Source organism: Pseudomonas lini (genome assembly GCF_030812475.1).
Classification (GTDB): domain Bacteria; phylum Pseudomonadota; class Gammaproteobacteria; order Pseudomonadales; family Pseudomonadaceae; genus Aquipseudomonas; species Aquipseudomonas lini_A.
Window position 1 is genome coordinate 49,774 of sequence record NZ_JAUSSR010000008.1, and the last position, 13,567, is coordinate 63,340.

Annotated in this window: 10 protein-coding genes; 7 read left to right on the plus strand and 3 right to left on the minus strand. The window is 59.4% G+C overall.

Features of this window, described 5'->3' with window-relative positions; all coding sequences use genetic code 11:
* Window positions 1-146: 146 nt before the first annotated feature.
* The 3 genes from J2W17_RS16445 to J2W17_RS16455 are packed head-to-tail and all read right to left on the minus strand — an operon-like array spanning window position 147 to window position 3,842.
* Window positions 147-602, minus strand: a complete 456-nt coding sequence (locus tag J2W17_RS16445; protein ID WP_307336006.1) for a thioesterase domain-containing protein — start codon at window positions 600-602, stop codon at window positions 147-149.
* Between the two features lie 40 nt (window positions 603-642).
* Window positions 643-2,037, minus strand: coding sequence for a sigma-54-dependent transcriptional regulator (locus tag J2W17_RS16450; protein ID WP_307336008.1), 1,395 nt, complete (start codon window positions 2,035-2,037; stop codon window positions 643-645).
* A complete protein-coding gene (locus J2W17_RS16455; protein WP_307336011.1) occupies window positions 2,034-3,842 on the minus strand; it encodes a sensor histidine kinase in 1,809 nt (602 codons plus the stop codon). The genes J2W17_RS16450 and J2W17_RS16455 overlap by 4 nt, the downstream gene beginning before the upstream one ends.
* A 131-nt stretch (window positions 3,843-3,973) precedes the next feature.
* Between J2W17_RS16455 and J2W17_RS16460 the strand changes: the two genes are divergently transcribed.
* The 7 genes from J2W17_RS16460 (at window position 3,974) to fic (ending at window position 13,553) form a co-directional block, all read left to right on the plus strand.
* Window positions 3,974-6,886, plus strand: coding sequence for an aminotransferase (locus tag J2W17_RS16460; RefSeq protein WP_307336014.1), 2,913 nt, complete (start codon window positions 3,974-3,976; stop codon window positions 6,884-6,886).
* A gap of 327 nt (window positions 6,887-7,213) precedes the next feature.
* The gene (gene aguB, locus J2W17_RS16465; protein ID WP_307336018.1) at window positions 7,214-8,092 is read left to right on the plus strand and encodes an N-carbamoylputrescine amidase; all 879 of its coding nucleotides are present in this window, start codon (window positions 7,214-7,216) and stop codon (window positions 8,090-8,092) included.
* A gap of 5 nt (window positions 8,093-8,097) precedes the next feature.
* The gene (gene aguA / locus J2W17_RS16470) at window positions 8,098-9,204 is read left to right on the plus strand and encodes an agmatine deiminase (RefSeq protein WP_307336021.1); all 1,107 of its coding nucleotides are present in this window, start codon (window positions 8,098-8,100) and stop codon (window positions 9,202-9,204) included.
* Window positions 9,205-9,447: 243 nt separating this feature from the next.
* Entirely contained in the window at window positions 9,448-9,660 is a 213-nt protein-coding gene (locus J2W17_RS16475) for a hypothetical protein (RefSeq protein ID WP_307336698.1), read from the plus strand.
* A 519-nt stretch (window positions 9,661-10,179) separates the two neighbouring features.
* Window positions 10,180-11,466 carry an OprD family porin gene (locus tag J2W17_RS16480; RefSeq protein ID WP_307336024.1) on the plus strand — a complete coding sequence of 429 codons (1,287 nt, stop codon included), beginning with the start codon at window positions 10,180-10,182 and terminating at the stop codon, window positions 11,464-11,466.
* Window positions 11,467-11,847: 381 nt separating this feature from the next.
* Window positions 11,848-12,111 carry a type II toxin-antitoxin system RelB/DinJ family antitoxin gene (locus tag J2W17_RS16485; protein ID WP_138969480.1) on the plus strand — a complete coding sequence of 88 codons (264 nt, stop codon included), beginning with the start codon at window positions 11,848-11,850 and terminating at the stop codon, window positions 12,109-12,111.
* Between the two features lie 317 nt (window positions 12,112-12,428).
* Window positions 12,429-13,553: a protein adenylyltransferase Fic gene (fic, locus tag J2W17_RS16490; RefSeq protein ID WP_128873813.1), complete on the plus strand. Its 1,125-nt coding sequence runs from the start codon at window positions 12,429-12,431 to the stop codon at window positions 13,551-13,553.
* Window positions 13,554-13,567: the final 14 nt, after the last annotated feature.

Genomic DNA, 13,567 nt, shown 5'->3' on the forward strand with positions numbered 1-13,567 from the left:
GGACGAGACAACTTGCCCAAATGCCAGCCAGCTCCATGAACCAAGCGGGCTTGCTCGCGAAAGCGGCATGCCAGTCGCCATCATCGTTGACTGACACGACGCCTTCGCGAGCAAGCCAGCTCCCACAGGTTTTGTGGTATTCAGATTTACCTGTGCAGCACGTACTGTCCGGTAAACGTCACCGCATCCTCCTCACTCCCCGCATTCACAATCCGTGAATGCAACGTCAACCGCGCCCGGCCATAGCGCTCATACATCGCCATAAACTTCTTCCACACCGCCGCACTCGGCGCCTGGCAAATTGCCGTGGCATCGCTGGTCACCGGCAGCGGATAGCTGATGTGACCTTCCTGAATCACGATATGCCCGTCCTCGATGCCGGCTTCACGCAGGCGCAAATGCAGCCAGCCCCAACCGGCCAGCACCGCGCCGCAATACAGACTGCCGCCGAACATGGTGCTCTTGTGGTTGACGTTGGCTTCCAGCGGCAGGTGCAGGCGCAGTTGCTGGTCGTGCCAGTCGAGTACTTTGAGGCCCATGTCCCGCGTCAGGGGAATGTCGTGGTGAAGGATCGATTCCAGGTGATGGCTGTCGCGGTTCATTAACGGGCCTCAGGCATGAAGACGATGGTTTGACGGTCGCTCAGTCGAGCTCGTCGTTGGTGGGATGGGCACCGCTGTCGGCGAAGTTCAGCCCGTGTTTACGCAATTTGTCATGCAAGGTCTTGCGCGGAATGCCCAAGGCTTCGGCAAGGCTGCGCACGGAACTGTGAGAGCGCGCCAGTTCTGCGGCAATCAGGCTCTTTTCGAAGTTTTCGACTTGTTCGCTGAGACCACCGCTGACCATCTCTACCGTACTCCCAGCCGCCGCGTCAGGGGCGCTGTTGTCCAGCGCAAGTTCCAGGCCCAGGGCAAAGCGTTCGGCAGCGTTCTGCAGTTCACGCACGTTGCCGGGCCAGGTGTGGCGCAGCAGCAGGGCGCGTTGCCCCGGTTGCAGTTCATGGGGTGGCAAGCCATGACGGGCGCTGGCTTCATCGGCGAAATGCTGGAACAGCATCAGCGCATCTTCACCGCGCTCACGCAGGGGAGGAATGCGCAGCGGCGCAACGTTGAGGCGGTAATACAAGTCGGCGCGGAAGCGTCCCTGATCGGCGGACTGGCGCAGGTCTTCCTTGGTCGCGGCGATGATGCGGATGTCCAGCGGTATCAGCTGGTTGCCGCCCAGGCGCTCGACCACGCGCTCCTGCAGCAAGCGCAGCAATTTCACCTGCACGTCCAGGCTCATGCTTTCGATTTCATCGAGGAACAGCGTGCCGCCGTTGGCGAATTCGAACTTGCCGATGCGGCGCTTCTGCGCGCCGGTAAAGGCGCCGGGCTCGTGGCCGAACAGCTCGCTTTCAACCACCGACTCGGCCAGGGCCCCGGCGTTGATCGCCACGAACGGACCGTTACGCCGACTCGACAGGTCATGCAACGCCCTGGCCACCACTTCTTTGCCGGCACCGGTTTCGCCGAGGATCAGCACGTCGGCCTTGGTCGCGGCCAATGCCCCGATCTGTTCGCGCAGGCGCAGCATCGGCGCCGATTGCCCGACCAGCCGGGCGCTGAGCGCGTTACGATCGCTCAGCGCCAGACGCAGGCTACGGTTGTCCAGCACCAACCGGCGCAAGGCCAATGCGCGACGTACGCTGTCGAGCAGCGCGTCACTGGCGAAGGGTTTTTCCAGAAAGTCATAGGCGCCGGCGCGCATGGCTTGCACCGCCAGCGGTACATCGCCGTGACCGGTGATCAATAGCACCGGCAGCTCCGGATCCTGGGCGTGAAGCTCGGTCAGCAATTCGATCCCGTCCATGCCGGGCATACGGATGTCACTGACCACCACGCCGGGCCAGTCGCGCTCCAGTTGCCCGGCCAGGCCCTGGGCTTCGGCGAGCGGCAGGATCTTCAGGCCGGCGAGGTCCAGGGTCTGGCCCAGGGCCTGGCGCAGATGGGGATCGTCGTCGATCAACACGACCTGTATGCGATTGTCGATGGTCATGCACTTCGGTCCTCGGACGGTTGCAGGCTCACGCCCGGTGCGCCTGGGCGCAACTTCAGGGTAATCAGGGCGCCGCCTTCCTTGTGGTTGGAGAACGACAGTTCGCCGCCGAAGGCGCGCATCAGGGTTTCGCAGATCGCCAGCCCCAATCCAAGGCCCTGAGTGCGGGTCTTGGTGGTGTAGAACGGCTCGCTGGCGCGACCCAGTGCTTCCAGGCAGAACCCGGGCCCGTTGTCGCGAATGTACAGCGTGACGCCGTCGGCGGTGGATTGGGCACTCAACCAGAGTTTACGCGGCGGGCCTTTTTCCGTCAGGGCGTCGAGGGCATTGGCCAATAGATTGCCCAGCACCTGGCGCAGACGGGTTTCCCCGGCCTCGACCCACAGGGCGGCGGCCGGCAGATCCCGGATCAATTCGACTTCCATGCTGCGGCGGCGCTTGGCCAGCAGCGCCAGGGCATCGTCCAGCGCCGGTTGCAGGGCGACGCTCTCCGGGGCGTGGCGATCACGCCGGGCGAAGGCGCGCAGGTGAGCAATGATCGAGGCCATGCGCCCGGTCAGTTCGCTGATCAACTTGAGATTGCCGCGGGCATCGTCGGTGCGCTGGTGGTCCAACAGGACTTCGGCGTTCTCCGCGTAACTGCGGATCGCGGCGAGCGGTTGATTGAGTTCGTGGCTGATGCTCGCCGACATCGTGCCCAGCGCCGACAACTTGCCGGCCTGCACCAGATCGTCCTGGGCGCGAACCAGCTCCTGTTGGGCCTGTTCGCGCTCGAGCACTTCCTCTTTCAATCGTCGGTTGAGGCCTTCCAGGTCGCTGGTCCGCTCGGCTACCCGACCTTCCAGTTCGTGCCGGGCCTTGGCTTCGAAAGCGATCCGGTCCAGGTAATGGCGTCGGCGCTGCATCATCAGGCCGAGCAACAGCATCAACACCAACAGTGTCGCGCCACCGATGGCGACCACGGTGCGCACCGGGCGATCGATCAGGGTTCGAGGGGCGAGGATGCTGACGTTCCAGCCGGTTTCTTCGATCTGTTGGGTCTGGGTCAACCAGGCGGCGGGGTTGAGATTCAATGGTTTTGGATCGCGGGTCGGGTAGGGTTGAATCGCAATGATGGCCTTGCGTTCTTCTTCACTCAACGGCCGGGTCGAACGGAATCGCCACTCGGGCCGTGAAGTGAGAATGACCACCCCGTTATGGTCCGTCAGCAGCAATTGTTCCGGGGTATTGCCCCAGAGGCTTTCGGTATGGTCCAGGTCAACCTTGACCACCAGCACGCCGAGAATTTTCTCGCCATTGCGCACTGCAGCGGCGAAGAAGTAACCGCGTTTGGCCGACGTGGTGCCCAACCCGAAGAAGCGTCCGAGCCGCCCAGCCATCGCTTCGCTGAAATAGGGCCGGAAGGAAAAGTTACGTCCGACGAAACTGTCGTGTTTATCCCAATTGGACGCGGCCAGGGTCTTGCCCGTGGTGTCCATCAGGTACATGACCTCGGCACCGGTCTGGGCGCTGATATTTTTCAACAAACGGTTGGCGTTGCCTTGGGTGACGCTATCGTCCGGCGCGCCCAGGACGGCTCGCAGGGCCGGCAGCTCACCGAGGATCTGCGGCAGCACTTCATAGCGGTGCAGGGTGCCCAGCAGGTTGGCGACGTAGAGATCGAGGGTCTGACGGTTCTGTCCGGCCAGTTCGCTGCGGTAATAGCGCTCGGCCAGATGCTCCAGCGGCCAAAGCAATGGCGCCAGGCATAGCGCGAGCAGCGCCAGGCTGCGCCAGCGGGGTCTGCGAGGTAGGGTCGAAGTCATGAGCATCAAACGCCTGGGGGTACAGGCGCATTATGCCTAGGCTTGCGGGCGCAGTCTGCGCGGCGTGGGGGTTGTGTATTGTCCCCGGCAGTGGCGATATAAGCGCCTAATAAAATTTCAGGGGTCATTGTATGCCGCTTGCCACGTTGATTCATCGCGCCAGTCTTCCCGGTCCGCAAGTGTCCGTGGAGCAGGCTGTGCAGTTACTCGAAGGGCATTACGGGCTGAGCGGCAAGTTGAAGGCCCTCGGCAGCCAGCAAGACCTCAACTACCGCGTTGACAGTGACCAGGGCCAATTCGTCCTGAAAATCTGTCGTGGCGATTACTCCGCGCTGGAGCTGCAAGCCCAGCATGCGGGGCTCAGGCATTTGGCTGAACATTGCCAGGTGCAGGCGCCGCGGGTGATCCCTGCGAAAACGGGTTCAGACCTGCTTACCCTTGAAGTCGACGGCCAGGCGGTGCATGTGCGCCTGCTTGATTTCATCGAAGGGCAGTCCCTCACGCACCTGGACCATCTGCCGGTTTCGGTGGTGGCCGGGTTCGGTCGACTGTGTGGCGAAATGGATCTGGCGTTGGCCAATTTCGACCATCCGGGTCTCGAACGCACGCTGCAATGGGACGCTCGCCATGCCAGCGCGTTAATCGCCCATTTGCTGCCAATCATCAAGGACGACCAGCAACGCGCGCTGATCGCCGGCGTGGTCGAGCGTGCCGAGCGCCAATTACAGCCGCTTGTGGATAAGTTGCCGGTGCAGGCCATCCACATGGATATCACCGATGACAACGTGGTCTGGCAGCGCGATTTGCAGCGCCAATGGCAATTGCAGGGCGTGATCGATTTCGGCGACCTGGTTCGCACCTGGCGCATCAGCGATCTGTCGGTGACCTGCGCGGCGTTGTTGCATCACGCCGGTGGCGATCCTTTCTACATCCTGCCGGCGGTCCAGGCTTATCACGCGCTAAATCCGTTGCAGCCTGCAGAACTGCGGGCGCTCTGGCCGCTGATTGTCACGCGGGCGGCGGTGCTGGTGCTCAGCGGCGAGCAGCAGGTCAGTATCGATCCGGGTAATGAATACAGTCGTGACAACCTGACCCATGAATGGGAGATCTTGCGCGTTGCCACCTCGGTGCCCTCGGCGTTGATGGAGGCAGCGATTCTTGCCGCGGTCGGTCAGAGCCTGCCGAGCATCGAGGACGAAGGTTTTGCACCGCTGCTGCCGGGACTGGTGGGGCGTGAGTTTGCCCTGATCGATTTGGGCGTGCTCAGCCCGCATTTCGACGCGGGTAACTGGGAGCAGGCAGGAATCGACCAGCGCCTGTTGGCCGAAGCCGCGACAACGCACGGTCTGGCGGCCAGCCGTTATGGGCAGTACCGGCTGTCTCGTACCCGACCGGACAGCGCGATTGAGCCGGACACTTTCCCACTGCACGTCGAGTTGCAAGTGCCCCATGGCACTGCTGTGGAATCGCCGTTTGCCGGAGTGGTGCATCAGCCTGCGCCAAATTTGTTGCAACTGGACGGCCCGCAATTGAGCGTGCGGTTATGGGGCGTGACGCCGTCGCTGCACAGCGGTGCGGCGCTGGTCAAAGGCCAGGTGCTGGGTTCAGTCAGCGGGCCGCTGGTGGTGCAGTTGTGCCGAGGCGCATCGTTCGATGCTCCGCTGTTTTGCACGCCATCGCGCGCTGCCGCCTGGCAGGCGTTGTGCCCGTCGCCGGCGGCGTTGCTGGGGCTGGCCTGCGACGCACAGGAGGAGCTCGACTCGGCGACATTGCTGGCGCGCCGCGACGCCAGTTTCGCCCGCACGCAAAAACACTACTACCTCGACCCGCCACGCATCGAGCGCGGCTGGCGCAATCACCTGATCGATATGCAGGGCCGGTCTTACCTCGACATGCTCAACAACGTCGCGGTGCTGGGCCATGGTCACCCGCGCATGGCGGCGGTCGCCAGTCGCCAGTGGTCGCTGCTCAACACCAACTCACGTTTCAACTACGCGGCGGTTGCCGAGTTCTCCGAACGCTTGCTGAAGTTGTCACCGGACTCCATGGACCGCGTGTTCCTGGTCAACAGCGGCAGCGAGGCCAATGACCTGGCGATTCGCCTGGCGTGGGCCTACAGCGGCGGGCGCGACATGCTCAGCGTGCTGGAGGCTTATCACGGCTGGACAGTGGGCGCGGACGCGGTCTCGACCTCGATCGCCGACAACCCCAAGGCGTTGAACAGCCGCCCGGACTGGGTGCATCCGGTCACCGCGCCGAACTCTTATCGCGGCGAATTCCGGGGTGCCGACAGCACACCGGACTACGTGCGCAGCGTCGAACACAACCTGGCAAACATTGCCGGGCAGAACCGTCAGCTCGCCGGTTTCATCTGCGAACCGGTGTACGGCAACGCCGGCGGTATCTCGCTGCCACCGGGCTACCTGAAGCAGGTCTATGAACTGGTTCGCGCCCAAGGCGGCGTGTGCATCGCCGACGAAGTGCAGGTCGGGTACGGGCGCATGGGCAACTTCTTCTGGGGCTTTGAAGAGCAGGGCGTGGTGCCGGATATCATCACCATGGCCAAGGGCATGGGTAACGGCCAGCCGTTGGGCGCAGTCATCACCCGCAGGGAAATCGCCGAAGCGCTGGAGGCCGAGGGGTATTTCTTCTCGTCGGCAGGCGGTAGCCCGGTCAGTTGCCAGATCGGCATGGCGGTGCTGGATGTGATGGAGGAAGAGAAACTGTGGGAAAACGCTCAGGTCGTGGGCGGATATTTCAAGCAGCGTCTGGAGGCGCTGATCGATATCCATCCGCTGGTGGGCGCGGTGCATGGTTCGGGCTTTTATCTTGGGGTCGAGCTGATTCGAAACCGTGAAACCCTGGAACCGGCGACGGCAGAAACCACGGCACTGTGTGATCGTCTCCGGGAGTTGGGCATTTTCATGCAGCCGACCGGTGATTACCTGAACATTCTCAAGATCAAGCCGCCGATGGTCACCTCGCGCCAGAGTGTGGATTTCTTTGTCGACATGCTGGCGAAGGTGCTCGCCGAAGGTCTGTAAACACCCGACCCCTGTAGGAGCTGGCTTGTCGGATCGCCGCACCGCAGCGAAAAACGCCAAGGCACCGCGTTCAAGCAGAAAACACGCGTTATCGTTGACGGCCATCGCGAGCAGGCTCGCGCCTACAAAGGGACTGAAAATATCGATTATTATCGGTTTATTTTCCTGAAAATAAGACAGAAGGAAGTGGTAAGGCTTTTAAAGCCGATTTTTATCGGCTATAAAGTCACCGCTGCCCCGGTGTGCCTCACCACACCCGGTGCTTCCCATTTCTGTCATCGGTCGATGCCACACTCGACCCTCAAGCACCTGCTCAGGAGCCGATTCATGAGCCGTATCGTTACCGTCGCCGCTACCCAGATGGCTTGTTCCTGGGACCTGGAAGCCAACATCGAGACCGCTGAGAAGCTGGTCCGTGAGGCCGCGGCCAAAGGCGCGCAGATCATTCTGATCCAGGAGCTGTTCGAGGCTCCCTACTTCTGCCAGAAGCCGAACCCGGATTACCTGCAGCTGGCGACGACCGTTGAAGACAACGTCGCGATCAAGCATTTCCAGAAAGTCGCCAAGGAACTGCAAGTGGTGCTGCCGATCAGCTTCTACGAATTGGCGGGGCGTGCACGTTTCAACAGCGTCGCGATCATCGATGCCGACGGCAGCAATCTCGGGATTTATCGTAAAAGCCACATTCCGGACGGCCCTGGCTATCACGAAAAGTACTACTTCAACCCGGGTGATACCGGCTTCAAAGTCTGGAACACCCGTTACGCGAAAATCGGCGTGGGCATTTGCTGGGACCAGTGGTTCCCCGAGTGCGCCCGCAGCATGGCGCTGCAAGGTGCGGAAATCCTGTTCTATCCGACCGCCATCGGCAGCGAGCCCCACGACAAGACCATTTCGTCCCGTGACCACTGGCAGCGTGTGCAACAAGGCCATGCCGGCGCCAACCTGATGCCGCTGATCGCCAGCAACCGCATCGGTAACGAAGAGCAGGACGGCTACGACATCACGTTCTACGGCTCGTCGTTCATCGCCAACCAGTTCGGTGACAAAGTTCAGGAGCTCGACAAAACCGAAGAAGGTATTCTGGTGCACAGTTTCGACCTCGACGAGCTCGAGCACATCCGCAGCGCGTGGGGGTCGTTCCGTGATCGTCGCCCGAACCTGTACGGCGCGCTGAAAACCCTCGACGGTTCCCTGGAGTCCTGATCGCCATGACCACTTTGAACAGCACCCCTCGCGCCGACGGCTTTTACATGCCGGCCGAATGGGCACCCCAAACCCAGACCTGGATGATCTGGCCCGAGCGCCCGGACAACTGGCGTCTGGGTGGCAAACCGGCGCAAGCCGCGCACGTGGCGGTGGCCAAAGCCATCGCCCGTTTCGAACCGGTGACCGTGGCGGTGTCCGCCGGTCAATACGAAAACGCTCGCGCCCGTCTCGACGTACCGAATATCCGTGTGGTCGAAATGTCCAGCGATGACGCTTGGGTTCGCGACACCGGCCCTACGTTCGTGATCAACAACAGCGGCGAAGTCCGCGGTGTGAACTGGGACTTCAACGCGTGGGGCGGTTTCGACGGAGGCCTGTATTCGCCATGGAATCGTGATTCGCAGGTCGGCGGCAAGATCCTCGAGATCGAGCGTAGCCAGCGCTACCGTACCGAGGGTTTTGTGCTCGAAGGCGGCTCGATTCATGTCGATGGCGAAGGCACGCTCATTACTACTGAAGAATGCCTGCTTAACCGCAATCGCAATCCGCACATGAGCCGTGCAGAAATAGAAGCGGTGCTGAGCGCGAATCTGGCCGTGGATAAAATCATCTGGCTCCCGGACGGCTTGTTCAACGACGAAACCGATGGTCATGTGGATAACTTCTGCTGCTACGTGCGTCCGGGTGAAGTGCTGTTGGCCTGGACCGACGATCCGCAAGACCCCAACTACCCACGCTGCCAGGCCGCCATGAAAGTGTTGCAAGGCAGCACAGACGCCAAGGGTCGCCCATTCACGGTGCACAAGATGCCGATTCCGGGGCCGCTGTATGCAACCGAAGAAGAATGCGCAGGTGTCGACCCGGTGGATGGCACTCAGGAACGCAATCCGACGGTTCGTCTGGCCGGTTCCTATGTGAACTTTCTGATCGTCAACGGTGGCATCATCGCGCCAAGCTTCGACGATCCCCTGGACGGCCCGGCAAAAGAGTTGTTGCAGGCGCTGTTCCCACAGCACGAAGTGGTGATGGTGCCGGGGCGGGAATTGTTACTGGGTGGAGGCAACATCCACTGCCTTACCCAACAACAGCCGGCGCCACACCTGCAATGAGTGCAGTTGTAACAGCTTGAGTTACATGCAAAATCCACCGGGCAAGGCGTTTTTCCCGGCGCTTTGCAAAGAGCCCGCGGCCCATCAGGGTTGCGGGCTTTTTTGTATCCGTCGGTCGACGAGTCCGAAACCTTGGCACAGCTCTTGTATCTGTTCTGGAGTAGAGCAGGGGGGGAGAACTGCGATGTTCTGTCATAAACCTTGGATAAGTTAGCCGCTCACGAACCAGGAGAGCGCGTGGAAATGAACGCCGAAGTGAATGTAATGGGAGAGCGGGCGTTGCATCCCCTGGCAGTAAACAGCGAATCGCTCCAGATCCTGGCGCACTGGTTAAAGTCCAATGGAACGCGTCCGATCGAAGACACAGATCCGCGCCTGATGATGATCGAGCGTTACCCTGCTGGCTTATTCAGCGAAGCGGAGCTGGAGGCGCTGTGGGATGTGATGGAAGGATAAGAAGCACAACAACGGATTGATGGAAGCGCTGCCGGGATGGTGGCGCTTTTTTTATGGCGAGACGTTTTTCGGGGGGTATCTGTGATTGAAGGCGATGTAAGAGGTTTCAGATCATGCTCACCCAGGCTACGCGGGTTACGCCCGATGACATTTGCGCTGTAACTGTGCCAATGACATATTCTCAAATAGATTGTTTGTAACCCCTTATATGACTCATTAACGTGTTTGCGCTCAAGATAAAATGGGTTAAAGCGGGCAGGCATTTAACACAGATAAATCTTTTCTCGGACGATTTCTGCCTGTTCACAGACGATGCATGAAATTGACACGTTGTTGACGGCGCGGCTACGATTCGCCCAACGCCTGTGGCTAACCGCCATGACTCATAAAATTACAATAAGGCCCGCCGCGACTCGTCGTGGGCGGGCCTTATTGTTTTAAGGTGAAAAAAGAGCGCAAAAGCGCCATTTCAGCCGTTGGACACAGCGCGTATCAACCCGTAATAAGGAAAAGAACAAAATGTTGAACAAGCGAATCAGCCTGATCGCTCTGGGGATGTTGAGTGCCACACAAGCCATGGCCAACGACCAGGCCGAATCCAAGGGTTTTGTTGAAGACAGCAGCCTCAAAGTGCTGCTGCGCAATGCCTACATGAATCGCGACTACAAAGACGGGAACCCGGACAAAGCCGAATGGGGCCAAGCGGCCATCGGTACCTTCTCGTCCGGTTTCACCCAAGGGACCGTGGGTGTGGGCGTGGATGCTTTCGGCCTGTACGCATTGCGTCTGGATGGCGGCAAAGGTCGCAGCGGCGCACAGGGTATCGACTTCTTTAAAAAGGGCGACAGCGGCAGCGCGGCAAATGACCTGTCCAAGGGCGGGGCGGCGGTCAAGTTCCGTCTCTCCAGCACGACGCTGACCTACGGCGACCAGATGCCGGTGTTGCCGGTGCTGAGTTACGACAACTCGCGCCTGCTGCCGGAAAGTTACACCGGCACCCTGATCACCTCCAAGGAGATCAAAGGCCTGGAGCTGAACGCCGGTCGCTTCACCGCCGAGTCGCGCAAAAGCGCGGAAGGCCGTGACAGCGGTGGCTTGAAATCGATCAACGTGCTGGGTGGTAGCTACCAGTTCACCGAGCAGTTCAAGGCTGCGTTGTACGCCTCCGACGTCGAAGACGTGCTGAAGAAGCAATATGTGAACGCCAACTACGCGATCCCGATCGATAAGGATCAGTCCCTGAGCCTGGACTTCAACGGCTACCGCACCAAGCTGGACGATTCCTATGTCCGCGAAAGCGGTGCCACGGGTGATGACAACAAGATCTGGAGCCTGGCCGCCACCTACGCCACCGGTCCCCACTCGTTCACCCTCGCGCACCAGCGCAGCACAGGTGACAGCAACCTGGGCTACGCCTACGGCGGCTACCAGAGAGATCAAGGTCGCGTCGGCGATGGCGGCAACACCATCTACCTGGCGAACTCCTACTGGTCCGACTTCAACGCAGAAGACGAGCGCAGCTGGCAGCTGGGCTACGGCCTCGACTTCACCACGTTCGGGGTTCCAGGCCTGACCTACAACGTCGCCTATGTGCGTGGCAGCAACATCACCACGTCCACCAGCGAAGGCGGCACCGAGCGCGAAATCTTCAACCAGTTCAAGTACGTCGTGCAAAGCGGCGCGGCCAAAGACCTGAGCGTGAGACTGCGCAGCTCGGTCCTGCGCGTGTCGCAGAAATCCAGCGAATACAACGTCAGCGGCAACGAAGTACGAGTATTTGTGGATTACCCGATCAACGTTTTCTGATGATCGGTTGCGGTATACAGGCTTGATTCAAGGCTGAGAGAAAACAAGCCCCGACTGGTTCGTAATGCTGGTCAGTTAAGCCTTTGTAGGAGCGAGCTTGCTCGCGATGGTCGCCAACGATAACGCGTGTTTGCTGGATAACACGCGGTGTTCTGGAATCCATCGCGAGCAAGCTCGCTCCTACAATGTCCTTAACTGAACAGCATTGCCGAATGGTTCGGGGCTTTTTTGTGCGTGCGATTCAGAGCTCGGCACTGTCAGAAATTTCCTCCATTGAATCGGGACGGTTCTGGAGTGCGAAAGGGATCAGGCTGATATTTATTGCGTGCTTGAACGATTGAAAATGCTGGACCAGAAATCCAACTGATGGTGGTTATTACTATGGTTGTATTGTTGAAATCCACATATGTGTGTTGTCGAATTGATAAGGATCTGAAGGCGTGTGCGGCTAAAGTCTTGAGCGCCAGCGGTCTTAGTATCAATGACGCCATGCATCTTTTTCTTCGTCAGGTCGTAGCAACTCAGGGGCTTCCGTTCGAACCGCGACAACCATCGGAGAAGACGGCCAGTGCCATGATGGAAGCACGAGATATTCGCCAGCGATTTTGCTCGAAAAAGGACGAGATTTCTGATGAGTGCGGATAGCGCTGTATCACTGTGCAAACCGTGATCGTCAATTAGAACACCGAACTCTGTGGGAGCCAGGCGTGCTGGCGAAGGCGTCCTCAGGATCGCTATCGCCGGCAAGCCTGGCTCCTACGAAAAGCGATCACAACGCTCATGTCGTCAAAATCCCGTTTCGGTAACACGTGTCGCCAACATGTCGTCCGCGGCGACATGTTCCCAAGACGTGTCGCAAAAAGCGGAAAATTGCGACACGTTAAGGCCTCATGTCTACACTGGCGACATGAGTGAAGCCTCTCTCTGCTCAAAAAACATACAAAATGATCAGGAATGCATCCATGACCGAACCGCTTCTGCCATGGCAGGCCGACAGGCCCTACAACCAACTGCCGCTGCTACCGCCAGCGATCGAGCTGGAAACACGTGCAGTCCTCAAAAAATGCATTGAGGCGCGCACCGCGCTGGCCGAGTTGAAACAGGCAGCAGAGCTGATTCCGAACCAAACGGTCCTGATCAATACCATTCCCCTGCTGGAAGCCAAAGACAGCTCGGAAATAGAAAGTATCGTCACTACCACGGACTTACTGTTCCAGCATGCTCAAGACACTGAAAACCATGCGGACCCGGCGACCAAGGAAGCATTGCGTTATCGAACAGCGCTGAACCAAGGCTTTCTATCCTTGGCCCAACGACCGTTGTCCACCAACACCGCCGTAGAAATCTGCCGCACCCTGAAAGGCGTGAAACTGGATATCCGCCGCACGCCAGGCACTCAGCTCGCGAATGACCGCACCGGTGAAGTCATCTATACCCCGCCCGAAGGGGAGGAGCACTTGCGCGACCTTCTCGCCAACTGGGAGCGCTTTCTTCACAACGAAACCGAGCTCGATCCCCTGGTTCGCATGGCTGTCGGGCATTATCAGTTTGAAGCGATCCATCCCTTTATCGACGGGAACGGTCGTACAGGACGGGTCCTCAACACCCTGTTTTTGATCCAGGAAGGCCTCCTGAACCTGCCGATCCTCTACCTCAGCCGCTACATCATTGCCTACCGTGCCGATTACTACCGGCTACTGCTGGAAGTTACGACCAAACAAGCCTGGGAACCATGGCTGTTGTTCATGCTAAGCGCGGTAGAAGAGACCGCTCGCTGGACGACGGCCAAGATTTCGGCCATCCGTGCATTGTCCGAACACACCATGCAGTTTGTGCGTGAGCAACTGCCGAAAACCTACACGCGCGAACTGGTGGATGTGATTTTCGAGCAGCCTTATTGCCGTATCAGCAATGTGGTCGAAAAGAAAATTGCTCAGCGTCAGGCTGCATCTCGTTACCTGAAAGATCTGGTAGAGATTGGCGTATTGGAAGAGATTCAGGTGGGCAAGGAGAAGCTTTTTATCCATCCGAAGCTGATGCAATTACTCATTCGCGACAGCAACGAATTCAGGCATTACGTTGGTTGAGAGGTGGCTTTTGA